A 24,463-nucleotide genomic window follows, 5' to 3' on the forward strand; every position below is an offset into this window, starting at 1 on the left:
AACCGCCCCACGGACCGACCCCCCGGGCCGACCCCCCCCCGGACCGACCCGCTGACCGGGGTCGCCGGAAGGACCGGACCACAGACGGACGGGAGGCGCGGTGCCAGCTGACACCGCGCCTCCCGTCTGTGAGGTCGACGCGTCTCAGACGCAGCTGACGTTGTAGTCCTGGTTTCCCGCGACGTACTGCGTCATCCGCACCTGGCTGCCTGCGGTGAGGCCCCCGGCCGAGCACGCCGCCTGTGCGGCCGCGACGCCGTCGTTGCCGACCGCGATCCAGCTCGGCAGGCCACGGAGCGTCGAGGTCGAGGGGACCGTCCCGACGATCTGCCCGAACTGGTACTTCGTCGAGTAGATCCCGATCGTGGAGACGCCCGCGGCCTTGAGCGCGGCGATCATGCCCTCGACGTCAGCGCGGTTCTGGGTCTTGTCGCTCTGCCAAGTCGGCCCGGAGCCGTCATCGGCTTTCTCGACGTCGATCCACCAGCGGTACGACGATGGTGTGTCGACGCCTCGGATGTGTGTCGCCTCGTAAGCGCGGGCATAGCCGTACATCCACGAGCATCCGGCGTCGTAGCCCCCGGTGCACTTGTTGTATGGGTGGGTGACTTTCTGACCTGAAGGATATTCGTCGCTCGAAGGCCACGATGAGGCTTGAGAGCCTGGGTTCGCCGCGAGCATGTAGAGCTGAGCCTTCGGTTGCGTCGTCCCGCCAGCGGTGGACTTTGCCCACGTCAGCTGATTCGCGAAGCACGGGTTCGACGTGTTGACGAGATTTCCATTCACCCCGACTACTCCGAACGCCGAATTCGTCGGCAGAGACTTTCCGCACTGCGGCCACGAGACGTCGGCGCCGAAGCCGGAGCCGCTCGACCCGTCGAGGAAGTACCCCGCGACGTCGAGGTGCAGCACCGCCGAACCCGTCGACGCCTTGACCTGCACGCGCCGGTCGACGCTCGACCCGGTGACCTTCGACATGACCAGGTTGGCCACCGACCGTCCCGGCGTGAACAGCTGGGTCGCGACCTGCGCGTCCGCGCCGGCCGGAGTGACCCGCAGGTAGGCCGCACTCGTCGGGCCGGTCACCTCGGCGTTGGCCACGACGGCCGTGGCGGTGCCGGGGACGCCCGCGGTCCCGGTGAGCCGCACGGTGCGGGTGGTGCTCGTGATGGTGCCACCGTAGGCGCGCGTGGTGTCGATCGGGACGAACACGGAACCGGTCGTCGACGCCGAGTAGTAGCCCGCGACGTCGAGGTACACCGTCGCGCTGCCCTTCGACAGCTTCACCTGGACGGCACCGTTCACGAGCTTGACGATCGCGAGGTTCGACAGCGACTGCCCGGCGCCGAACAGCTGGGTCACCACGCCCGGGTCCTGGCCCGCGGGGGTGACCCGGACGTACCCGGCGGCGGACGGGCCGGAGACCTGGGTGTTCACCACGACTGCCGTGGCGTTGCTCGGGACGCCGCCCTTGCCCGCGAGCGGCACCTTCGTCGGCGAGGTCCCGACCGTCCCGCCGAACACCCGGGAGGCGTTCAGCGGCGTGTAGGTGGCGCCGGAGCCGTCGGCGTAGTAGCCGGCGACGTCGAAGTAGCCGTTCGCACTGCCACGCGACAGCTTCGCCTGGATCTTCCCGCCCGCGAGCCGGACGGTGACGAGGTTGGCGATGGTCTGCCCGGCAGCGAAGTCCTGCGTGGCGACGGTGGCGTCGCGGCCGGCCGGGGTGACGCGCAGGTACCCGGCCGCGGTGGGCGACTTGACCTCGACGTTGACGACGACGGCGGTCGCGTTCGCGGGGACCCCGGCGAGACCGGCGATCGGGACGACCTTCGGCGTGGTGGTCAGGCTGCCCGACCACACCCGGGTGGTGGTGATGGGCGTGTACCGCCCGGTGGTGGGAGCCGCCGCCTGGGCGGTCGTCACGGGTGCGACGACGGCTGCGGCGGTGGCGACGAGCGTCGCGGTCAGGACGAGTGCGAGGCGACGGTGCAAGCGCATGTGGTGTTCCCCAGGTCACGAAGGACCGCCCCCTGACGGTCCCCGGCAGTCTAGGTGCACGATGCAACGAGCGTGGGGGATCGGAGCGGACCTGTGCACTCCGACACATCCCGACCTCCTGTGGAGGGGCGTGGGCAGCCGCGTGGCCGACGCGCCCCCAACGACCGCCCGATCAGCCGCGTGGCCGACGCGCCCCCAACGACCGCCCGATCAGCCGCGTGGCGGAGGCACCCTCACGACCCTCCGCTCAGCCGCGTGGCCGACGCGCCGCCACGACGACCCGCTCAGCCTCGCGGCAGGTGCCGCCGCCACGACCGACGCCGCGCGGCGATGACGAGCACCGCGACGAAGACCATCAGCCCCGCACCGTGCAGCAGGTAGCTCTCCGCAGCACTCGTCACGCCGAGCAGCACGAGCACGGCCGCGGGCCACACGTACGCGACGCCGGGGAAGGTCGTCGCGGTCACCCACGCCCGCGCGAACGCGAGCAGCGCCGTCACCGCGAGGATGATCGTGCCGGCGAGCCCGATCTGCAGCCAAGCGTCGACGAAGGCGTTGAGGCCGGACGTGAACCGCTGCCCCGCGGGGTCGATGAACGTGACGTACGGCACCACGGCCTCGTGCGGCCACGTGCCGACCCACCCCCAGCCCTGGATCGGGAACTGGCTCACGAACACGCGGATCTGCGTCCACAGGTCGAGCCGCGTCGCCGTGCCCCCGGCGGCTCCGATCTCGGCGAGGACGCGGTGCCGCGCGAGGATGCCGAGGGCGATCATCAGCAGCACCGCTGCGCCGAGGACGCCGTTCACCACCGGCCTGGTGGTCGGTCGGGCGTGTCGGAGTGACCAGAGCGCCAGGGCGGTCACGGCGAGGGCGATCATCGCGAGCCCGGTGATGGGGGACTGCACGAGCATCAGCGCGATGACCGCGAGGGCGGTGGAGCCGATCGCGCGCCACATCGTCACCGAGCGGGTGAGGAACTCGACGACGAACGTCACCAGCGCCATCGCCGCGATGAACCCCATGAAGTTGCGGGTGCCGCCGATGCCCTGGATCGGGCCGCCGTAGGCGATGTTCCCCTGGATGCCGAACGCCGGGATCGGGGTGTCGATGACGAGTCCGGACAGGACCTCGAGGCCGAGCGCGGCGACGAGCAGGATCCGGAAGGCGTCACCGGACGCCCGGATCACCTGCACCAGGTCACGACCCAGCGCGAGGTACAGCCCGAGCCCGATGAAGCCGACCGTGCCGACGAGTCCCCGGAGGGCCACCCACGAGTACTCGCTCCACACCACGCTCAGCGCGCAGTACCCGACGAACGCCAGGAGCGACAGGGGGAGCACCCCGTGCCACTCGATCCGGTAGCGCTGCCCGAGCAGGCTCAGGCCCGCGAGGACGAACAGCGTGACGAGCACGGCCCACACGCCGGCCCGCCCGACGAGCGCGGTCACGGTTGGCTGCCCGAACGCGAACAGCACGATCACGGTCGCGAGCGCCTGGCTGAACCGCCCGCCCGCCGAGAACCCGATCCACGCCGAGAGGTACCGTCGCGCGAGCACGCGTCTGGTCACCCGGCCGTCCGTCACCACACCATCTTGGCGCATCCGGCCTTGCCGACCGGTGAGCCGACCGGTGGACGCCCCGACACCGCGCACCGGTGCCGTCGTCGGTCGGGCACTCCGGGGCGCGCTCGAACCGTCGGATCGGCCCGTCCCGGCATATCGACGATCCGCGATGTCGGCGTACGATCAGCGCACCATGGCGCGCGGCTCGCGGCGGTTCGGCGCACCGACGGTCGCTGCGGTCGTCGGCGGATCCGCCACGGCCCTGGCCTGGTGGCGGCTCGGCCCGACCACCCGCGGCACGGTGTGGGCCGAGGACGGCGGCGTGTTCCTCCGCGACCGGCTCGCGCTCGGCCCCGGCGCGGTCCTCGAGCCGTACGCCGGGTACCGCCACCTCGTCCCGCGGATCGTCGTCGACCTCGCGTGGCTCCTGCCCGTCGAGCGGTACGCCGTCGCCGTCTCGGGTCTCGCCTGCCTGGTCGTCGGTGTCGTGTGCGCGCTCGTGTTCCTGCTGTCCGGCGACGTCGTCCGACCGTGGCCCCTCCGGGTGCTGCTCGCCGCCGTCCCCGTCGTGCTGCCCCTCGCGCCCGTCGAGATCAGCGGGACGGCCGCGAACCTGCACTGGTACGTGCTCGTCCTGGTGCCCTGGACGGCCACCCACCGTGCCCGGACGTGGTGGGGTGCGGCGGCGCTCGCCGTCGTGACCCTGGCCGGCGCGCTCACCGAGCCGCTGGCGACGCTGTTCCTCCCGCTGCTCCTCGTGGCCTGGCTGCCGCCGACGCGGACCGCGAGCGGGCGCGTGGACCTCCACCAGCTGCCCGTCACCCTCGCCGCCGTGCTCGGCAGCGCGGTCCAGGTCCGGACGGCCCTGACCGACGAGCGTGCCTCGCGCCCAGGAGACCTCCACGGGGCCGACGTCCTCGCCGGGTACCTGCTGCAGCCGGTCGGTGGTGGGTGGGACCGCCGGGTCGGTGTCGTCGCCGAGGCGGTGCGGACGCACGGGTGGGGCGCCGTGGTCGTACCGGTCGTGCTGCTCGGTGTGGTGCTCGTCGCGGCGGTCGTGCTCGGTCGGGGCCGTGCTCGATGGGTCGTCGTCGCCCTCGGCGCCGGTTCGTTCGTGGTGTGGTGGGCGGCGCTCGCGGTGAACGGGTCGCCGGTGCAGGACTGGGCCGGCCTCGGCCCGGCAGCGGTGGGGGCGCCGCCGTCCCGCTACGCGGCGGCGTCCGGACTGCTGCTCGTGTCGGCGGCGGTCGCCGGGGCGTCGGTGGTCATCGGGTCGGTCGGGCGGACGGGAGGCGCGGCTCGGCTGGGCGCGGCGGCCCTCGCCTGGTGCGTGGTCGCCGCCGTCGTGGTCGCCGCCGTCACGAACGCCCCGCCGGGAGCGACCAGACGGAGCGCCGGTCCGGTGTGGGCTGCCGAGGTCCCGGCGGCCGCCGCGGCCTGTCGGGCAGACCCCGCGATCGGGTCGGCGGAACTCCGGACGGCACCGTGGCGGGCCGCGGTGCCCTGCGACCGGCTCGTCGTCCGACGATGACCCGGCGGACGGGGAGCGTCCGCGCCCGAGGCGCCGGGGTCGGCGGCGAGGGACCGGCGACACCGGGTCGACCACGCGGGGTCAGCGGCGTGCGGGCGTCCGGAACTCGCGGCGTGCCGGTGGTGTGCGCGGTCCGTCGCCGGCCGACACGGGCTCCTCGCCGACCAGCACGATGCGGGTCTTGATCGCGATGAGCGCGAACAGCACCCAGTTCCCCTGGTAGAGCAGCCGTGACTCGGTCACCGACTGCACGAGGAGCGCCACGACGACGAGCAGCGGCAGGAGCGACACCGGGTCGAAGGGCCGCGGGGACAGCGTCCGGTCGTAGCCGATCCGGGTGGCCGAGGCCCAGGACCGGCTGAGGGTCGTGACGACGTACACCAGGAAGACGAGCAGCCCGATGATCCCGGTCTGCATCCAGACGTCGAGGTAGGCGTCGTGCGCCTGCAGGTACGTGACGCCCTTGCGGTGGGCGAGGTCGGCGAGCGTCGGGATACCCGGCCACCAGTAGCCGATCCAGCCCCAGCCGACGACGGCGTGCTCCTGGGCGAGCCCGACGACCCGCTCCCAGATCACGCCGCGGCCGGTCGCGTCCGAGCCCTTGCCGAGCAGCTCGGACACCTGACCGCGGAAGAGGAACGCGGCGACGCCGACCACGACCGCCCCCGCGGCGACGGCCAGGTACCGCGGGGTCCGACGTTCGGTCGGCACCCGGCGGATCCAGAGCGCGACCGCGAGCGCGACGAGGACGACGACCCCGGCGGCCAGCACGGTCGAGGACCGGGTGAGCACGAGGACCACGAGCGCCACGACGGTCCAGCCGATCGCCCGGTTGCGGCGGAGCCGACCCTCGGCGTACTGCACGGCGACCGCGATGAGGGCGAGGAGCGCCACCATCGCGAGCAGGTTCGCGTTGCCGGGCAGGCCCTGGATGCGCCCGCCGGTGAAGAGCTCGGCGCGCGAGAAGTAGAACGCGTCCGGGATCTTCCGGTCGCCGTAGTCGGTCCACACCGGGGCGATGGGGTGCCGGAGGACGACGGCCACGAAGGCCTCGAAGAGGAGCGAGCCCATCAGCACCCAGCGGAGCGCCAGGCTGAGGGCGTCGGTGATCCGGCGCCAGGTCAGGGTGGAGGCGATCGCGAACGCGGCACCGGCACAGATCACCTGCACCGCGAGGCTCGAGATCGTGGCGAAGCGCCAGTGCGACCACGCGACGGACACGAGGCACCAGGCGAGGAAGAGCCAGAGCGCACGGGGCGTGCGCGTGATCGGTGGACGGGCCCGCACGATGATCGTCGTGGCCCAGACCGCCGCGGCCGCCCAGAGCAGACCGGCGCCGACCCAGGTGAGGGTGTTCGGCACGGCGTCGCCGGCGAAGAGCACGAACAGGATCGTCGCGCCGAATGCGAACGCCTCGCGTTCGGGCACGGAACCGCGCGCCAACGGCCAGGTGTTCGTCACGACGCCAGGGTACCCGGGGAGCGCACGTCGACCGCCGATAGGCTCGTGCGCATGTTCCTCGGCATCACGAACACGCCCCGCGACTACGCGTGGGGATCCGTCACGGCCATCCCCGAGCTCCTCGGCCGGACGGTCACCGGCGCCCCCCAGGCCGAACTCTGGCTCGGCGCCCACCCCGGCAGCCCGAGCGTCGTCGTGAACCCGGCGATGGTCGGCGGCGCCGACACCGTCCTCGACTGGATCGCCGCGGAGCCGCAGGACGCCCTCGGTCCGGACCGCACGGGCCTGCCCTTCCTGCTCAAGGTCCTCGCGGCCGCCGCGCCGCTCTCGCTGCAGGCGCACCCGACGCCGGAGCAGGCTCGCGAGGGCTACGAGCGCGAGGAGGCCGCCGGTGTCCCGATCGACGACCCGGCGCGCAACTACAAGGACCCGTTCCCGAAGCCCGAGCTCGTCGTGGCGCTCAGCGAGCGGTTCGAGGCGCTGAGCGGGTTCCGCCCCGTGACCGAGACCCTCGCCGACGTCGAGGCGCTGGACGCGGGCTCCGGACGCCTCGGCCCCCTGACGGTGCACCTGCAGCACGGGCTCGAGGACACGGTCCGGTGGCTCGAGACGGCGGACTCGTCGGCCGCCGCCGTCGTGCAGGCCGTGAGCGACCTCGCCACCGCGCTCGCCGAGGACGCCCACACGCCGAACACCCGGACGGCCAGCGACCTCGCGTCGAGCTACCCCGGTGACCCCGGCATCGTGGTCTCGCTGCTCATGCACCGCGTCACGCTCGCCGCCGGCGAGGCCATGTACCTGCCGGCCGGGAACATCCACGCGTACCTCGACGGCCTCGGCATCGAGCTGATGGCCCCGTCCGACAACGTCCTGCGCGGTGGACTCACGCCGAAGCACGTCGACGTCCCGGAGCTGCTCCGGGTCCTCGACTTCACGGCGTACCCGGCACCGCTCCTCGCGCCCGAGCGGGTCGACGGCGGCGTCGAGCGCTTCGCACCGGACGGCGTCGGGTTCGCCCTGCTCCGCGTCTCCGGCGACGGACGTCCAGTCGGCCTGTCCACCGGCGGTGTCGCCCCGCTGCACGGCCCCTCGATCGCGATCTGCACGGCCGGTGCCGTCACGCTCGTCGGTGCGCGGTCGGCCACGCTGCTGCGGCAGGGGGAGTCCTGCTACATCACCCCCGACGAGGGCGACGTCACGGTCGAGGCCGACGGCGGGAACGGTGTGGCGTCCACGGTCTTCATCGCCACGGGTGCGTGAAGCCGCAGGGCGTGGCGGTCTGACGCCGCGCCGGTTCCGCTAGCGTGGCCAGCATGAGTTGGCTGGTCACCGGCGGCGCCGGGTACATCGGGTCCCACGTCGTCCGAGCACTGCGTGCGGCGGGCATCGACACCGTCGCGTTCGACGACCTCTCGAGCGGGTTCCGGGCCTTCGTGCCCGAGGACGTGCCGTTCGTCGAGGGCACGATCCTCGACGGCGACCTGGTCGCCCGGACGCTCGAGGAGCACGTCGTCACCGGCGTCGTGCACGTCGCTGGCTTCAAGTACGCGGGGGTGTCGGTCGAGCGGCCGCTGCACACCTACGAGCAGAACGTGACCGGCATGGCGACCCTGCTGCGGGCCATGGCGGAGAGCGGTGTCACGAAGGCGGTGTTCTCGTCGAGCGCCGCCGTCTACGGCACCCCGGACGTCGACACCGTGGTCGAGGACACCCCGAAGGCGCCGGAGTCGCCCTACGGCGAGTCCAAGCTCATCGGCGAGTGGCTCCTGCGCGACATGGAGGTCGCCGCCGGCTTCACCACCACGTCGCTCCGCTACTTCAACGTCGTCGGGTCGGGGGAGCCGGACCTGTACGACGCGAGCCCGCACAACCTCTTCCCGCTCGTCTTCGACGCCCTGCTCGCCGGTCGCACCCCGCGGATCAACGGCGACGACTACGCGACGCCCGACGGCACCTGCGTGCGGGACTACATCCACGTCGCCGACCTCGCGCACTCGCACGCGGTCGCCGCGCAGAAGCTCGAGGTGGGCGAGACCCTCGAGCGCGCCTACAACCTCGGCAGCGGCGACGGTGTGAGCGTCCGGCAGATCATGGACGCCATGGCGAAGGGCACGGGCATCGCGTTCGAGCCGGAGATCGCCCCGCGACGCGCCGGTGACCCCGCCCGGATCGTCGCGACCGGCGAAGCTGCAGCGCGTGACCTCGACTGGGCGATGCGCCACACCCTCGACCAGATGGTCACCAGCGCGTGGGAGGCCCGGCGCCGCATCGGCTGACGGCGGATCGCGGCCGGCTGACGGGCACGGCGTTTGTCCCCCGAAACCCCGACAGACCGGCCGCGACACGCCCGTACGGGGGACATGACACGCCGGAACGGTCAGTGCCTTCTATGATCCGCGACTTGACTCTGGCGAATGACACCGCTGTAATTACAGGCAACGACAGCGATCGTTGTGGTCCCGTTATCGAGACGTCAGGGGTGATCAGGGTGAACGGTTCCGACTTCCACGCCGGAGTACCGGAGGACTGGCACGTCGACCCTGTGTCGCTCGGCGTCCCGGGTGTGCGCCGTCCGGAGTCCGACGACGAGGAGAACCCGCTCGCCTGGCAGGTCGACTCGCTCTGCGCGCAGACCGACCCCGAGGCGTTCTTCCCGGAGAAGGGCGGCTCGACGCGTGAGGCCAAGAAGATCTGCACCTCGTGCGAGGTCCGCTCGCAGTGCCTCGAGTACGCGCTCGAGAACGACGAGCGGTTCGGCATCTGGGGCGGCCTCTCCGAGCGCGAGCGCCGCAAGCTGCGCAAACGGGCGTAACCGCGCCCACGGCGCGCCAGCGCCGTGCGGTTACGCCCCTGAGGAGCCTGCGACGAAGGCGCCGGGGGCCAGCCACGTCACGACTCTCTGACCGCACGTTGATGGCCTCCACAGGTTCACGGCGCGCCGCCCCGCGGGGCCGAGCCGCGCCTCCTGGCCCGTAGAGTGACGCCCGTCATGCAGCCCAGAGTCACCGCGATCCTCGTCGCCGCCAACGGAGCGGACCACCTCGACCGGACCCTGGACGCGCTCGCGGCCCAGACCCGGCACCCCGAGAACCTCGTCGTCGTCGACCTCGGGTCCACCGACGGTTCGACCGCCGACCTCGCGTTCGGCGGGTCCGCGGAACTCCTGCGCCTGCCCGCCGGACGCCCCTTCGGCGAGGCGGTCGCGCGTGGGGAGCGCGAGGCGCCGCCCGCGGTCGCCGACGAACCCGTCGACGAGTGGCTCTGGCTGCTCGGCCACGACAACGCTCCGGCTCCGACCGCGCTCGCCGACCTCCTCTCCGCCGTCGAGATCGCCCCCAGCGTCGTCGTCGCCGGTCCGAAGCTCATCGACGTCGACGACCCCTCCCGGATCCGCGCGTTCGGCGAGAGCATGACCCGGTTCGGTCGGTCGCTCGGCCTCGTGCAGGACGAGCTCGATCAGGGGCAGCACGACCGGCACACCGACGTCATGGCGGTCGCCGCCGGCGGCATGCTCGTCCGTCGCTCCGTCTGGAACGAGCTCGGCGGGTTCGACCCCGCCCTGCCGAACGTCGACGCCGCGCTCGACTTCTGCGTGCGGGTGCGCCTCGCCGGACACCGCGTCGCCCTCGTCCCGGAGGCCCGGGTGACGAGTGCCGGGCCCATCGAGGAGTTCGGCCGCAAGCGGGTCTCCGAGGGACGCCGTGTCCGGATGCACCGCCAGGCGCAGCTGCACCGCCGGATGACCTACGCACCCATCGGGGTCCTCTGGCTGCACTGGCTCACGCTCGTGCCCTTCGCGATCGGCCGTGCCGTCGGGCACCTCGTCGCGAAGCACCCGGCGGCGGTCGGCGCGGAGCTCGCCGCGGCCTTCTCGGTCGCCTTCGGCGGTGGGACCGGACGGTCGCGCCGCGTCCTCGCGCGCGGGAAGAAGCTCGGGTGGGCGGCCGTCGAGCCGCTCCGGGTCAGCTGGCGCCGGGTGCACGAGCGGCGCACCACCTCGCGCGACGTCGAGCTCGCTCGGGTCGAGGACGCCCCGATCGCCCGGGCGTCCTTCCTCGGCGACGGCGGGATCTGGGTCGTGCTCGCCGCGGCGGTCCTCAGCGTCGTGACCCTCTACCCCCTGCTCGGCTCGCCGGCGCTGACCGGTGGCGGGCTCCTGCCGCTGAGCACCGACGTCGCCCGACTCTGGCAGAACGTCGGCTACGGCTGGCACTCGATCGGGACCGGGTTCACCGGCCCGAGCGACCCCTTCGCCGCGGTCGTCGCGGTGCTCGGATCCATCACGTTCTGGTCGCCGTCCACCTCGGTGGTGCTCGTGATGCTCGTCGCGTTCCCGCTCGCCGCGCTCGGCGCCTGGTTCGCGGTCCGGAAGCTGACCACCCGCACCTGGGTGCCGGTCATCGGCGCGGCGCTGTACACGATCGCGCCGACGCTCGTCGGTGCCGTGACGAGCGGGCACCTCGGTGCCGTGATCGCGCACGTGCTCCTGCCGTGGCTGTTCCTCGCCGTGCTCGAGGCGCACCGGTCGTGGGCGTGGGCCTCCGGCGCGTCCCTGCTCTTCGCCGTCGTCGCGGCCTCGGCGCCGTCGCTGCTGCCGGTCCTGCTGCTCGGCTGGCTGGTGTCGCTCGCCGTCGGCTGGCGACGCGCGCACCGACGGGTCTTCATCCCGGTGCCGGCCGCGGTGCTCTTCCTGCCGCTCGTGCTCGCACAGGTCGCCCGCGGCAACGTGCTCGCCGTGTTCGCGGACCCGGGCGTCCCGTCGGCCACCCGTGCGCCGTCGGCGTTCCAGCTCGCCATCGGTCAGCCGGTCCCGGACTGGAGCGGCTGGCTGCCGACCACCTCGGGCCTCGCACTCGCCGCGTGGATCCTGCCCGTGGCGATGGCGGTCCTCGCGCTGCCGATCGCCGTCGCCGCCATCGGCGCGATGCTCGGCCACCGCTGGGCCGTCACCGGCGCCGTGCTCCTCATCGCCCTGGCCGGCTTCGCCACCGCCTTCGCCGCCACCCACGTCGCGGTGACCGGCGTCGGGTCGACCACCACGATCATCTGGCCCGGCAGCGGGTTGTCCGTCTACTGGTTCGGCATCGTCGCCGCGGCGAGCATCGGGATCGACGTCCTGCCGCGCACCGCGCCGGTGGCCGGGCTCGTGACCACCGTCGTGGCCGCGGTCACGGTGGCGCCGGCGTTCGGGGCGTTCTACCTCGGCAACGCGGTGATCCAGCCCACGTCCGGCCGGGTGCTCAGCGCCTACGTGAACGCCGAGGCCCTGGCGAACCCCGACGTCGGCACGCTCGTCGTCGACCCGCAGGACGACGGCTCGCTCGCGGTGTCGCTGGAACGCGGGCAGGGGTCGACGCTCGACGACCAGACCACCCTGGACTCGACCGCCCTCACGCTCAGTCGGTCCGGGGCGCAGCTCGCGACCCTCGCCGGCAACCTGGCGAGCCGGAGCGGCTACGACCCGGAGCCCGCGTTGCGACAGCTCGGCGTCAGCTTCGTCCTGCTCGACGACGCCCCGTCGGGTTCCTCGGCGCAGGCGGTCCACGACCGTGCGGCGGGTGCGATCGGGCAGAACGCGCTGTTCACGAGCATCGGCGAGACCACGAGCGGGCAGCTCTTCCACTACGAGGGCGACGTCGACCGTCCGTCCACCGGATCGGCCGGCGCCCGCGCCACGCACGTCCTCTACCTCGTGGTCCTCGGCGTCGTGTTCGGCGCCGCGGCGCTCCTCGCGGTGCCCACGGCACCCCGCCGACGCCGTGCCACCTCGAACGTCATCGAGGCCGAGGAACCCGCCACCACCTTCGACGAGGAGCGCGACGAATGAGCCGTACCCCCGCCTCCGTCCGCCGCTGGGTCGTCCGCGGCACGGCGACCGCGATCGCCGTCGTGGTCGCCGCCGGCGCCGTCACGGCCGCGCACGCCATCGGCACCGAGACCGCACCGGGGCGCCCCGCGGGCAAAACCGTGACGCCCGTCCCGGCGGACGCCGAGCGCGTCTGCGCCGGCAACGCCCTCCGGCTCTCCGACGACGCCGGGAACGACGCGACCAAGGCGAGCACGGTCGGGACCGCCACCGTCGCCACCGCGACCACCGGGTCGAGCGTCGAGCGCTCCGGGCTCGACGACTCCTCGACGGGCGGGAGCAAGCCGCGCCTCCTGACCGCACCCGCGGGGGACACGACCCCGCAGGTCGCCGGCAGCAGCTACCAGAGCGTCGCGAGCGGTGACCTCGTCGGGGTCGGCGCGGCGTCGTGCGACGACCCGAGCCAGTCCACCTGGCTCGTCGGCGGGTCCACCGAGACCGGCCGCACGTCCCTCGTCACCCTGTCGAACCCGACCGACGTGAACGCGACCGTCGACCTGTCGATCTACGACGGCTCCGGGACGGTCAGCGCCCCCGGCACGACGGGCATCGTCGTCGCACCGAACACGCAGAAGGTCGTCCCGCTCTCCGGGTTCGTGTCCGACCAGGGATCGACCGTCGTGCACGTCGAGTCATCAGGCGGTCAGATCGTCGCGCACATGCAGGAGTCGATCGTCCGGACGCTCACCCCCGGCGGCTTCGACATCATCTCCGGCGGCGCCGCACCCGCGACGTCGCAGATCATCCCCGGCGTCGTCCTCGACGGCGCCCAGGAGGCCCAGCGCGGCGACGACACCGCCGACGCCGCACCGATCGTCCGCCTCTTCGTCCCCGGCACCGAGGCGGCCCGCGTGACGCTCGGCATCACCACCGCCGACGGGGGCGGCTCCACCGTGAACGCCACCGCCGAGCCCGGCGTCGTCACCGACGTCGCCCTCGACGACTTCCCGGACGGCCGCTACGCCTTCACCGTGACGTCGACCGAGCCGCTCGTCGCCGGCGCCCGCACGACGACGCCGACCGACGACGGCCGCACGGACGTCGGGTGGTTCGCCTCGGCGGACCCGCTCGGCTCGTCCACGATCACCGCGGTCGCACCCGGCGAGAACCAGCGCATGACGTTCGTCAACCCGACCCGGTCCGACGCCGACGTCACGATCCGCTCCGGCGACGAGACGCAGGACGTCCAGGTCGTCGCCGGCGGTGTCCGCACCGTGATCGTCCCGGTCGCGAAGCAGCTCGAGCTGCAGGGGACCGAGGGGCTCGTCGCGGGCGTGACGTACATGGGCGAGGACGGCATCGCCGGGTTCCCGGTCCGCGCCGCCACCGAGGTGTCCACGCCGGTGCGGGTCTACCCCTGAGCCGTGGCGCCCTGCGTCACCAGTGGCGGTAGCGGTCGGGCGCCAGGTCCCACGGGTCCTTGTCGATCAGCTCGCCGACCGCACGGAACACCGCGGTCTCGATGATGATGCGCTTGTCTGCGTCGTCCTTCTCGGGGCTGCGGGTGACCCGCTCGACGGGGACGCGGAACACGGTCACGCGACGTCGCTCGCGGTCCACCCGCCACCGGGGCATGTGGTCCGGCAGGGACTGGTCGGTCGGCATGTCGGCGACCTGGAAGACGACGCCCTCGAGTTCGGCGGGCCAGAGGCCGAGCAGGTAGTGCGCGGTGTCGCCGACGATGCGGTCGAACGTCTCGGCGCGCGTGATGATCGGCGCGAGGTCCGGTCCGGTGACGCTCGAGCGACCGCCGCGCCCGTGTCGGGAGCGGCCGCGGCCACGGTCGACCGGCGTGACGAGAGGGGTCCTGCGACGCATCACCACATCGTACGCGGCGGCGGACGCCCTGCCGCGCTCCGGTAGGGTCGGTGGCGGTATGGACGTGAGGATCTGCAGCAAGGTCGCCTGTGGCGCGAGCGCGGCGGCGACCCTCACGTACGACTACGGGGACTCCATGGTCGTCGTCGGTCCGCTCTCGACGCGCGTCGAGCCGCACGGCTACGACCTCTGCTCACGCCACGCGGCGCAGCTGCGCGTGCCGCGCGGTTGGCAGGTGGTGCGGCGCGAGCCGCTCCGTCGCGACGCGGACTGATGCGGTCGGGCACAGTCCTCCACAGGCGGCTTCCCGGAGGCGCGGTGCACGGCACCGACGTCGTCTGACGACCCGCGCCTCCCGGCGTGGAAGACTGGGCCCATGCGCACCGAAGCCCGTACCGCAGCACCGTTCCGTGTCGCCGACCTCGCCCTCGCCGAGGCGGGGCGACACCAGATCCGCCTCGCCGAGAACGAGATGCCGGGGCTGATGTCCCTGCGCGAGGAGTTCGGCGCGTCGCAGCCGCTCGCCGGTGCGCGCATCGCCGGGTCGCTGCACATGACGGTGCAGACGGCCGTCCTCATCGAGACCCTCGTCGCGCTCGGCGCCCAGGTCCGCTGGGCGAGCTGCAACATCTTCTCGACGCAGGACGAAGCCGCCGCGGCCGTCGCCGTCGGCTCGACCGGGACCCCCTCGTCGCCGGCCGGCGTCCCGGTGTTCGCGTGGAAGGGCGAGACGCTCGAGGAGTACTGGTGGTGCACCAGCCGGATCTTCGACTGGTCGGCCGAGGCAGCCGCCGCCGGTGCCGACTGGACCGGCCCGAACCTCATCCTCGACGACGGCGGTGACGCGACCATGCTCGTGCACACCGGTGCCGATGCCGAGGCCGCCGGGCGTGTGCCCGAGGCGGGTGCCGACGCGAGCACCGAGTGGAAGATCGTCCTCGACACGGTCGCCGCGTCGCTGCAGGAGTCGTCCGACCGCTGGACCCGCATCGCGGCCGACATCGAGGGCGTCACCGAGGAGACCACCACGGGCGTGCACCGCCTGTACGAGCTCTTCCGCAACGGTGAGCTGAAGTTCCCGGCGATCAACGTCAACGACTCCGTCACGAAGTCGAAGTTCGACAACAAGTACGGCATCCGGCACTCGCTGCCCGATGGCCTGAACCGTGCGACCGACGTCCTGATCGGCGGCAAGGTCGCCTTCGTCGTCGGCTACGGCGACGTCGGCAAGGGGGCGGCCGAGGCGCTGCGCGGGCAGGGTGCCCGCGTCATCGTGTCCGAGGTCGACCCGATCTGCGCGCTCCAGGCCGCGATGGACGGCTACCAGGTGGCACGCCTGGCGGACGTCGCCGACCAGGTCGACATGGTCGTCACCTGCACGGGCAACCTCGGGGTCGTCGGCGTGGACGAGATGCTCGCGCTGAAGCACCTCGCGATCGTCGCGAACGTCGGACACTTCGACAACGAGATCGACATGGCCGGGCTCGAGGCACTGCCGGGCGTCGAGAAGGTCGAGATCAAGCCGCAGGTGCACGAGTGGCGCCTGCCGACGGGCCGTTCGATCCTCGTGCTCTCCGAGGGGCGCCTGATGAACCTCGGCAACGCCACCGGCCACCCGTCCTTCGTGATGAGCAACTCGTTCACGAACCAGGTGCTCGCGCAGATCGAGCTGCACACCCGGCGCGACGAGTACCCGACGGGGGTGTACGTGCTGCCGAAGCACCTCGACGAGAAGGTGGCGCGTCTGCACCTCGACGCGCTGGGGGTCGCGCTGACCGAACTCCGACCGGAGCAGGCGGCGTACATCGGCGTCCCGGTCGAGGGCCCATACAAGCCCGAGCACTACCGGTACTGACGCCGCGCGCCGGGCGTGCGCCGGGCGCGCCCGCGTGCGCCCGGCGCGCTGCGCGTGCGGGCTGCGCCTGCGCGCCCGGCGCGCTGCGCGTGCGTGCTGCGCCTGCGCGCCCGGCGCGCTGCGCGTGCGTGCTGCGCCTGCGCGCGCTGCACGCTGCGCGTGTCCGCTGCACGACCACGGTCACTCGGAACCGCGCACGCGCGGTTCCGGGTGCTTTCGGTTGTGCGCCGGGCCGCGGCCGTCAGTCGCGCCGCTCCGCGCCGGTCGCGCCGGTCGCGCCGGTTCGTGCCGGAGAGCGCCGCGGCCCGCGCCCCCGGTCGAACACTGCGCCCCGATGGAACGGGGCGCAGTGTTCGTTCCGGGGCGCGGACCTGCGCGCGGCGCCGCGCTTGCGCGTTCTCGGCGCGCTGCCTGCGCGCGGCACAACCAAAGCCGCCTGGAACTGCGCATCCGCGCGGTTCCAGGCGCTTTTGGTTGTGCGCTGCCCGCGGACGGTGCGCGCGGCGCGCTCGTGCGCTCCGCGCCCGCGCCTGCGGCGCGCCGGCGCCTGTCCGCCGCCCGCGGGTCGTGCGCGCCCACGCCGCGTGCCGGCGCCGCGCCCCGCGCCCGGCGCCCCCGCGTCAGCGCGGGAAGCCGGGCGGCCGCGCCGTCGCCACCGCCGACGCGCGGGCGAGCACCGCCGCCCGCCCTCGCAGTGCCCGCAGGTCCCGCTCCCGCCGCAGCACGACGACCCCGGCGAGGAAGACCTCGGGTCGGACCGGCGGCACGGGGTGTGCGTACCCGGCGACTGCGGCGGCCAGGTCACGCGCCGTCGCCTCGCGCAGCTCGGGCCGGAGGTCGGCGGCACCGCGGAAGAACGCCCCGAGCCGGTTCTCGAGCCGCTGCGGCAGCGCCGACACGTCCGCGACCCCGGCCCAGGCCACGAGCTCCGCGGGCATGAGGACCTCGGGGTCGCGCAGCTTCGCCGTGCGCTCGTGCTGCACGAAGGTGCCCGCGAGCAGGTCTCCGAGCCGCCGTGGCCGGGAGCCGAACAACGCGACGAGGAACGCCACCGACCCGACGGTCATCCACAGCTCGAACAGTCCGACGAGCGCTCGGGTGAATGCGTGCCGGAACCCGATCGCCCCGCCGTCGAGCCGCACGACCCGGGTGCCGGTGGCGTAGCGGCCGACGCTCTTGCCGCGGGTCGCGGTCTCGAGCGCCGCCGGCACGAGCACTAGCACGGCGACGAGGGCGCCGATGCTGAGGGCCGCGGCCCACGCGTCGTCGAGGCCGCTCGGCCAGACGCGGGACAGGCCGAACACGAGCATGAGGTAGAGCGCGAGCAGGCAGACGCCGTCGATGAGCGCCGCCGCCAACCGCAGCGCGATGCCGGCGGGTTGCACGTCGAGTGCGACGGCCTCGCCGACGACGAGCTCGTCGTGGGTGTCCTCGAGCGCTCGGACGAACCGACCGTCGGCGAGGTCACGCGGCACGCGGGTCTTCGGCATGGGATCATTCTGTCGGAGACACCCGGCGTCCGCGTGGGGACCGTCCGGACGGGCCGTGCGCACGACCGACACGAGCGGCACCGGAGCGCGGACGCAACGACTGCGGACGCAACGACTGCGGACGCAACGACTGCGGACACGACGAGTGGGGGAGACGCTGTGGACCTGGACGCCTACACCGAGGTGCACCGCGACCGGTGGCAGGAACTCGACCGACTCGCCCGCGCCCGTCACGCCTCCGGCGCCGACGTCGACCGCCTCGTCTCCGGCTACCAGGAGGCCGCGACCGACCTCGCCCGGATCCGTGGCGCCGCGCCGCGCTCCGCCGTGGGTGACCGCCTCTCGCTGACCCTCTTCCGCGCTCGGCTCCGGTTCACCGGCACCCCGGTCGACCCGCTGGCAGCCGTGACGGCGTTCTTCGTCCTGCAGCTCCCCGCGGCCCTCCACCGGATCCGCTGGGTCACGATCTGGGTCGCGGCGGCCACCGCGGCGGTCGCGGCGATCACGGCGGTCTGGATCACGACGACGCCGGGAGCCGTCGACACCTTCGGCACGCCCGAGGCGCTGCGGCAGTACGCGACCCAGGACTTCCAGGCGTACTACTCGGACCACGGCCTCGGCGCGTTCACGGCACAGGTGTGGACGAACAACGCCTACATCGCCGCCACGATGGTCGCGTTCGGCATCACCGGCCTCTTCGTGCCGTTCTCGATCGGCCAGAACGCGTTGAGCCTCGGCGTCTCGGCGGCGATCATGCACGACCAGGGCCGGCTCGGCGACTTCTTCCTGTACATCGCCCCGCACGGCCAGCTCGAGCTGTACTCGATCTTCCTCGCGGCGGCCGCGGGCCTGATGATCTTCTGGTCGTGGGTCGCGCCGGGTGCCCGCACCCGCGGCCAGGCCCTCGCCGAGGACGGCCGAGCGCTCATCACGATCGCCGTCGGCCTCACGCTCACGCTCCTGCTGTCCGGACTCGTCGAGGGCACCGTGACCCGTCAGGACTGGCCGTGGCCGGTGAAGATCGGGATCGGCACCGTCGCTCTCGCGGCGGTGCTCTGGTACCAGTGGGTCCTCGGCGGGCGCGCGCACCGCGCGGGGCAGCGCGGCGACCTCGAGGAGTTCGAGCGCGGCACGTCCGCCCTCGTCGCCGACTGACGGCTAGAGCCGCCCCGACGCCTTCGCACGGATGTAGGCGTCGGCGACGAGCGGTGGCACCTGCTCGGGCGCAGCGCGGACGACCTCGGCTCCGGCGCGTCGTGCGACGTCGGCCACGCCGTCGGCGTCGAGGAGCGTGCGTTCGGCGGCGGCGCGCCGGTGGACGTCGCGCTCGGCGCGGGCCGGGAGGGACGGCACCCGCCCGCCGCGTCGCCGCGGCTCCGGGGCGGTCGGCTCCACGGCCCCGCTCGCCATCCGCTCGACCGTCGGGTCCGTCACGCTGGTGACGACGACCGCGTGCCGCCGGGTGAGCCGGGGGAGCACGGCGAGCAGGTCGCCCGACGCCCCCACGGAGTCCAGGCTCGACACGAGCACGACGAGCGCCCGCGAGGTGGTGATCGAGTCGACGAGCCCCGGGACCGCCGCCCAGTCCGTCGCCGCGAGCCCGGCCTCGGTGAGCGCGAGGGTCTCGCCGAAGCGCTGGACGACGTCGCTGCGGGTGGCACCGTGCACCCGCGAGCGGACGGTGTCGTCGAGCACGGCGAGGTCGACCCGGTCGCCAGCAGCTGCGGCCAGGGCACCGAGGAGCAGGGCGGACTCGATGAACGTGTCGAGGCGCGGTTCGTCGTCGACGCGGCCGGCACCGGCACGCCCGGCGTCGACGACCACGATCACCCGACGGTCGCGCTCCGGACGCCAGGTGCGCACCACGAGGTCCTGGCGCCGGGCGGTCGCGCGCCAGTCGATCGACCGGACGTCGTCGCCGCGCACGTAGTCCCGCAGCGAGTCGAACTCGGTGCCGTGACCGCGGAGCTGGAGCGTGGTCTCGCCGTCGAGCTCCCGCAGACGTGCGAGCCGCGAGGGCAGGTGCCGACGGGACCGGAACGGCGGGGTGACGACCAGCTCCGCCGGCGCCGGGACGACCCGTTGCCGGGCCGCGAGTCCGAGCGGGCCGAACGCGCGCACGGCGACGCCAGCGGACGCCCGACGGCCGCGCCGGAACGGGGCGAAGCGCATGCGTGCCGTCCGGCGTTCGCCGGCGGGGACCTGCAGCCGCATCCGCCGGGGGGCGTGTCCGGCGGAGGGCTCCCACATGTCACGGACCACGCCGCGGAGCGTGCGGCTCCCGTCGTTGGCGAGGACGAGCGTGCCGTCGGCGGTGGTGTCGCGCCGCGCGAGCCTCGGCATCCGCCGCTCGACGCGCACGGCGGTGAGGTCGGCGGCGAGCAGCACGTCGAGCACGGCGGCCAGCACGACCACCCCGGCCCAGGCGAGACCGGCCCATCCCGTGCCGAGGAGCACGGTGGGCACGATCGCGACGGCGAGGAGCGCGACGAAGCGGCCGGAGATCGCCACTAGATCGGCACCCGGACCTGCTCGACGACCTGCTGCAGCACCCCGTCGGCGCCGACGCCCTCGAGCTCGGCGTCCGCGGCGACGCGCAGCCGGTGTCGCCACACGGGCAGGAGCATCGCCTGCACGTGGTCCGGTGTGATGGCGTCGTAACCGGTGAGCCACGCCCACGCCTTCGCCGCGGCGAGCAGGGCGGTCGCGCCGCGGGGGCTGACCCCGACCCGCACGGAGGGAGCCTGCCGGGTCGCGCGGGCGAGGTCGACGATGTAGGCGAGGACGTCGTCCCGTGCCCCGACCTCGCGGACCGCACGCTGGGCGGCCAGGACCTCGTCCAAACCGAGGACCGGGGCGATGCCGGCGGAGCGGACGTCACGCGGCACGAAGCCGTCGGCGTGCCGCCGGAGCACCTGCCACTCGACGTCGCGCGGCGGGACGTCGAGCGTGAGCTTCATGAGGAAGCGGTCGAGCTGGGCCTCCGGCAACGTGTACGTTCCCTCGAACTCGATCGGATTCATGGTCGCCGCCACGAAGAACGGGTCGGGCAGCGCGCGGGCGTCACCGTCGACGCTGACCTGGCGCTCCTCCATGGCCTCGAGGAGCGCGGACTGCGTCTTCGGCGGCGTCCGGTTCACCTCGTCGGCGAGGAGCACGTTCGTGAACACCGGCCCCTCGCGGAACGGGAAGGTACCGGTCGAGGCGTCGTACACCAGCGAGCCGGTGACGTCGCCGGGCATCAGGTCCGGCGTGAACTGGATCCGCTTGGTGTCGAGGGACATCGCGGCCGCGAGGCTCCGGACGAGCAGCGTCTTCGCGACGCCGGGGACGCCCTCGAGCAGCACGTGCCCCTGCGCGAGGATGCCGACGATCATCCCGGACACCGCGCCCTCCTGCCCGACGACGGCCTTGCCGACCTCGGCGCGGAGCCGTCCGAAGGCGTCGCGGAGCGGATCGGCCGGACGGGTCGCCTGCGGGCTCTGGGTGGTGGACGGGTCGGTCACGGGCGTGCTCCTCGGTGGTCTCGGTCGGTCTGGCGGGCGCCGGTGGTCGCGGCGAGGACGGCGCGTTCGAGCTCGTCGAGTGCTGCCGCTCCGGCGGTGAGGCTGCGGTCGTCGGTGGTCGGCCCACCGACGAGGACGGCCCCGACGCGGCGGTCGGGGATCCCGGTGGCGCGGGCCGCGGCACGGACGACCTCGTCGACGTGGGCCGACCGGGGGAGTCCGAGCCGACGAGCCGTGCGCCGGATGGCCGCGATCCGGAGCGTGTCGAGGGCGTGGGTGCGATCGCCGGTGCGGGCGGCGAGTCGGGCGCGGCCCTCGGTGGTCTCGGCGGCGCGCACCACGACGGGCATCCGCTCGACGACGAGCGGCCCGAGGCGACGGCCGCGCCAGAACGCGGCGGCGACCGCGACGAGGCCGAGCAGCGCGAGTGCGCTCGGGACCCACGGCGGTGCCAGCGAACCGAGGGTCGGCGCTGCGTCCGAGGCGCCCGGGACCGGGGTGTACCAGGTGAGCGTCGCGTCGTCGCCGAGCAGCCCGAGGGCGAGCGCGGCGTTGCCGGCGGTGGTGATCGTGTCGTTCCGGAACGCCGCGGTGGTGCCGACGAGGGTGACGTCCCCGGCGGCCGTGTCCGTCCGGACGAGTCCGTACACGCGCTCGCCGCCCGAGCCGGACGGCGCGCAGAGGTCGGTCCCCGCGGGCGCCCGTCGACCGTCGGGTACGGCGTACCCGGTCCCCGTCGCCGTGATCCGCTCGGCCGTGGCGGCGGCGGGGATCGCGCAGGAGGTCGTGCGGACGGTGTCGTCCCCGTCGACCGGCGCGGCCGGTTCGACGTCGAGACCGAACGCGTCGAGCACCCGGGGGTCCGAGCTCACGAGGACGACGTGCTCGGCCTCACGCGCGAGCCGCCGCGCGACGGCGGGGTCGAGGACACCGCGCTCGTCGTCCACGAACACGGTGCCGTCGGCGATCCGGTCCGCACGGTCCACCACACGGACGTCGGTGCCGCGCTGTTCGAGGACGCGCACCAGCGCCTTCGCGCCGCTCGCGGACGTGGACGCCGGGTCGAGCGGAACCCGGTCGGTGGCGGGCCGCCCGACGACCGCGGTGAGCACGGCGAGGAGCGCGCCGACGAGCACGACGGCGACCCACGCACCGACACGGCGGCCGCGACCTCCCCGGCCGCGCTCCGGCTGTCCGGACGCGGCCGACCGCGGCGGAGTGGTCACCGTGGCGGTCACGCGGGCACCGCCGGGGTCGTCGCATGGGCAGGACGTGCCGTCCGGACGGCGTGCTCGGTGTCGAGGACCTCGCGGGCTGCCGTCTCGGTGGCCGCGACGTCCAGGTAGCGGACCTCGTCGAAGGTGACGGCCGCGTGTTCGATCCGGGTGGCCTCGACCGGGAAGACCCGTGCCGCGCGGCCGGCGATGGCCCGCGCGGTGGCTCCCGGGACGTCCCGCACGAGGTCGCGCTCACCGAGTCCCCTGGCGATCGCGCGGTACCCGTCGAGGACCGCGCGCGACCAGTCGCCGGCGCGGAGGGCAGCGCGGGCGTCCTCGGCGATCGCGCTGGCCGGACGGAGGTCTCCGTCGTCGAACACGCCGCCGGACTCCCCGTCGGCGAGCCGCGCCCGTCGGCGGGGGAGTCCGCGGGCGACGACCACGAGCACGACGACCGCCACGAGCACGACCACGGCCGTCCAGAGCAGGGTCTGCGCGACCGCCGGGGACCCGAGGCCGTCGGCGCGGAGCGACCCGAGCCAGTCGAGGACGGCACGCGAGGCGCGGTCCCACCACGTCACGTGCGCACCGTCGTACTCCGACCGCTCGAGCTCGTGCTCGAGGAGCCGACGTGCCTCGTCGGGACCGATCGTCATGCCCGGCCGTCCGGCGGGTAGCGACCGGGAGCGCCGCCCCACTGCGGCGGCGCGGTCGGCCCACCGGCGGCACCGGGGCCGGGCTGTCCGGGCCACGGCTGCCCGGGCGCGGTGCCCGGCTGCCCGGGCCACGGCTGCTGCGGCGCAGCGCCCGGCCACCCCTGCCCGGGCCAGACCGGCCGGTCGACCCGCGGCGACGGCGCGAACGGGTCGGTCGGCGTTCCTGTCTCGAGGTGCGACGCGATCCGCTGGTCGAGCGCCTCGGTCCGGATGCGACGGTCGATCGCCAGGAAGGTCACGACGGACGCCGACAGCACGTCCGTGACGCACTGCACCGCGATGCCGAGCAGGCTCCCCACGACGATCGCGATCACCCCGCCCGTCCCGGCACCCGAGGCCGCGTCGGTCTGGCCGAGCGGGTCGAACGTGCCGCCCAGGAGCACCGCGCCGATCGTGAGCGGGATGGTCGCGATGGACACCGCGACACCGAACACGGCCTGCACGAGCAGGATGATGCCGAAGGTGCGCCAGAAGGCTCCACGGGTGAGGCGCCACGACTGCGCCGCGGCCTGGAAGACGGGGCGTCCCTCGAGCGCGATGGTCGGCACGGTGAACGCGAACTTCGTCCCGAGCCACACGAGCACGACCGCGAAGCCGAGGCCGAGCAGGAAGAAGCCGAGCAGGAAGGCGCCCAGGCCGGAGCCGGAGCCGCTCCCGGAGGCCGCGGCGACGAGCCCGATCATGACGCCCACGAACACGATGCCGATCACGACGCCGGCCGCGAGCTGCAGCAGGATCCAGGCGACCACCGACCAACGGCGCCCGGCGAGCAGGGCCCAGAGTCCGCGGAAGGTCGCGCGTCGGCCGAGGACGCGTGCGCCGGTGTCCGCGGCGACCGGCGCGACGAGGAAGCCACGCCCGAGGTAGGCCAGGAACGGCAGCGCGACGGAGAGGACGAGCCACAGGGTGAACGAGCCGGCGAGGATCGAGTCCGAGCCGGTCGCGCCGCCGTCGACCGCTGACAGCATGCGCGATTGGAGCGCCTGCTGACCGAACACGCTCACGAGCGTCGAGAGGAGCCCGAGGACGCCGCTGAGGAGCAGGCTCCAGAGCAGGAGCACCCGCGCGTTGCGGCGGAACACGGTGAACGCGCCGGCGAGGACGTCGCCGAGCCCGAGCGGCCGCAGCGGGATGACCGGTCGCGACCCGACCGGCGGGGAACCGGACGGACCCCCGGGGCCACCGACCCACGCACCGGGCTGACCCGGCCACGCGCCGGACTGGCCGGACTGACCCGGCCACGCGCCGGACGGCTGCGACGCCGGGGGCCGAGCCGCGCCTCCTGGACGCTCGTCCCGACCGTCCTCGGACCCGCCGGGCGCACCCGGTACCTGCCAGTCGGACATCGCCGCCCCCCTCGTGCTCCCGACCACGCACGCGGAAGACGCGGTCGACACCCATCCTGTCGGAAAACGCCGTCGCACGGGGCCTCGGCTATCG

The 24,463-nt window shown here is 73.9% G+C and carries 19 protein-coding genes; 9 read left to right on the forward strand and 10 right to left on the reverse strand.

Going from position 1 to position 24,463, the window contains the following annotated elements:
• Window positions 1-144: 144 nt before the first annotated feature.
• Window positions 145-1,998 (reverse strand): hypothetical protein, encoded by a 1,854-nt coding sequence (locus ACQXVK_RS12440; RefSeq protein WP_430853733.1) that lies wholly within the window; start codon window positions 1,996-1,998, stop codon window positions 145-147.
• 284 nt (window positions 1,999-2,282) lie between these two features.
• Window positions 2,283-3,569: an O-antigen ligase family protein gene (locus tag ACQXVK_RS12445; protein WP_430853734.1), complete on the reverse strand. Its 1,287-nt coding sequence runs from the start codon at window positions 3,567-3,569 to the stop codon at window positions 2,283-2,285.
• Window positions 3,570-3,732: 163 nt separating this feature from the next.
• On the opposite strand from ACQXVK_RS12445, the gene ACQXVK_RS12450 reads away from it, so the two are divergent.
• A complete protein-coding gene (locus ACQXVK_RS12450) occupies window positions 3,733-5,094 on the forward strand; it encodes a hypothetical protein (protein ID WP_430853735.1) in 1,362 nt (453 codons plus the stop codon).
• Between the two features lie 81 nt (window positions 5,095-5,175).
• Here the strand turns inward: ACQXVK_RS12450 and ACQXVK_RS12455 are convergent, their stop codons facing one another.
• Window positions 5,176-6,555 (reverse strand): O-antigen ligase family protein, encoded by a 1,380-nt coding sequence (locus tag ACQXVK_RS12455; protein ID WP_430853736.1) that lies wholly within the window; start codon window positions 6,553-6,555, stop codon window positions 5,176-5,178.
• 51 nt (window positions 6,556-6,606) lie between these two features.
• On the opposite strand from ACQXVK_RS12455, the gene manA reads away from it, so the two are divergent.
• The 5 genes from manA to ACQXVK_RS12480 all read left to right on the forward strand — a co-directional run bounded on the left by manA (window position 6,607) and on the right by ACQXVK_RS12480 (window position 13,782).
• Window positions 6,607-7,815, forward strand: a complete 1,209-nt coding sequence (manA, locus tag ACQXVK_RS12460) for a mannose-6-phosphate isomerase, class I (protein WP_430853737.1) — start codon at window positions 6,607-6,609, stop codon at window positions 7,813-7,815.
• 53 nt (window positions 7,816-7,868) lie between these two features.
• On the forward strand, window positions 7,869-8,831 hold the full coding sequence (gene galE / locus ACQXVK_RS12465; RefSeq protein WP_430853738.1) for a UDP-glucose 4-epimerase GalE: 963 nt from the start codon (window positions 7,869-7,871) through the stop codon (window positions 8,829-8,831).
• Between the two features lie 203 nt (window positions 8,832-9,034).
• A complete protein-coding gene (locus tag ACQXVK_RS12470) occupies window positions 9,035-9,367 on the forward strand; it encodes a WhiB family transcriptional regulator (protein ID WP_022907674.1) in 333 nt (110 codons plus the stop codon).
• A gap of 177 nt (window positions 9,368-9,544) precedes the next feature.
• Entirely contained in the window at window positions 9,545-12,382 is a 2,838-nt protein-coding gene (locus tag ACQXVK_RS12475; RefSeq protein ID WP_430853739.1) for a glycosyltransferase, read from the forward strand.
• On the forward strand, window positions 12,379-13,782 hold the full coding sequence (locus tag ACQXVK_RS12480) for a DUF5719 family protein (RefSeq protein WP_430853740.1): 1,404 nt from the start codon (window positions 12,379-12,381) through the stop codon (window positions 13,780-13,782). Before ACQXVK_RS12475 ends, ACQXVK_RS12480 begins: the two co-directional genes overlap by 4 nt.
• Before the next feature lie 16 nt (window positions 13,783-13,798).
• On the opposite strand, the gene ACQXVK_RS12485 is transcribed toward ACQXVK_RS12480, so the two are convergent.
• The gene (locus ACQXVK_RS12485; protein ID WP_430853741.1) at window positions 13,799-14,239 is read right to left on the reverse strand and encodes a hypothetical protein; all 441 of its coding nucleotides are present in this window, start codon (window positions 14,237-14,239) and stop codon (window positions 13,799-13,801) included.
• A 58-nt stretch (window positions 14,240-14,297) separates the two neighbouring features.
• Here ACQXVK_RS12485 and ACQXVK_RS12490 point away from each other — a divergent pair, with 58 nt between their 5' ends.
• Both ACQXVK_RS12490 and ahcY read left to right on the forward strand, forming a co-directional pair.
• Window positions 14,298-14,513, forward strand: coding sequence for a DUF3499 family protein (locus ACQXVK_RS12490; RefSeq protein ID WP_430853742.1), 216 nt, complete (start codon window positions 14,298-14,300; stop codon window positions 14,511-14,513).
• A gap of 102 nt (window positions 14,514-14,615) precedes the next feature.
• Window positions 14,616-16,094: an adenosylhomocysteinase gene (gene ahcY, locus ACQXVK_RS12495; RefSeq protein ID WP_402268126.1), complete on the forward strand. Its 1,479-nt coding sequence runs from the start codon at window positions 14,616-14,618 to the stop codon at window positions 16,092-16,094.
• Window positions 16,095-16,714: 620 nt separating this feature from the next.
• On the opposite strand, the gene ACQXVK_RS12500 is transcribed toward ahcY, so the two are convergent.
• A complete protein-coding gene (locus ACQXVK_RS12500) occupies window positions 16,715-17,584 on the reverse strand; it encodes an RDD family protein (protein WP_430853743.1) in 870 nt (289 codons plus the stop codon).
• 159 nt (window positions 17,585-17,743) lie between these two features.
• Between ACQXVK_RS12500 and ACQXVK_RS12505 the strand changes: the two genes are divergently transcribed.
• Complete coding sequence (locus ACQXVK_RS12505; RefSeq protein WP_430853744.1) at window positions 17,744-18,739, forward strand: stage II sporulation protein M; 996 nt, start codon at window positions 17,744-17,746, stop codon at window positions 18,737-18,739.
• Between the two features lie 3 nt (window positions 18,740-18,742).
• Here ACQXVK_RS12505 and ACQXVK_RS12510 read toward each other — a convergent pair whose 3' ends face one another.
• Genes ACQXVK_RS12510 through ACQXVK_RS12530 form a run of 5 tightly spaced genes read right to left on the reverse strand, consistent with a single transcriptional unit; the run spans window position 18,743 to window position 24,369 of the window.
• On the reverse strand, window positions 18,743-20,095 hold the full coding sequence (locus tag ACQXVK_RS12510; RefSeq protein WP_430853745.1) for a DUF58 domain-containing protein: 1,353 nt from the start codon (window positions 20,093-20,095) through the stop codon (window positions 18,743-18,745).
• A complete protein-coding gene (locus ACQXVK_RS12515; protein WP_430853746.1) occupies window positions 20,095-21,090 on the reverse strand; it encodes an AAA family ATPase in 996 nt (331 codons plus the stop codon). Before ACQXVK_RS12515 ends, ACQXVK_RS12510 begins: the two co-directional genes overlap by 1 nt.
• Window positions 21,087-22,328 (reverse strand): DUF4350 domain-containing protein, encoded by a 1,242-nt coding sequence (locus tag ACQXVK_RS12520; RefSeq protein WP_430853747.1) that lies wholly within the window; start codon window positions 22,326-22,328, stop codon window positions 21,087-21,089. Before ACQXVK_RS12520 ends, ACQXVK_RS12515 begins: the two co-directional genes overlap by 4 nt.
• Entirely contained in the window at window positions 22,325-22,963 is a 639-nt protein-coding gene (locus ACQXVK_RS12525) for a DUF4129 domain-containing protein (protein ID WP_430853748.1), read from the reverse strand. Before ACQXVK_RS12525 ends, ACQXVK_RS12520 begins: the two co-directional genes overlap by 4 nt.
• Window positions 22,960-24,369 carry a glycerophosphoryl diester phosphodiesterase membrane domain-containing protein gene (locus ACQXVK_RS12530; protein WP_430853749.1) on the reverse strand — a complete coding sequence of 470 codons (1,410 nt, stop codon included), beginning with the start codon at window positions 24,367-24,369 and terminating at the stop codon, window positions 22,960-22,962. The genes ACQXVK_RS12525 and ACQXVK_RS12530 overlap by 4 nt, the downstream gene beginning before the upstream one ends.
• Window positions 24,370-24,463 lie beyond the last annotated feature (94 nt).

The sequence above is a fragment of the Curtobacterium sp. AB451 genome (assembly GCF_050585845.1).
GTDB lineage: Bacteria > Actinomycetota > Actinomycetes > Actinomycetales > Microbacteriaceae > Curtobacterium.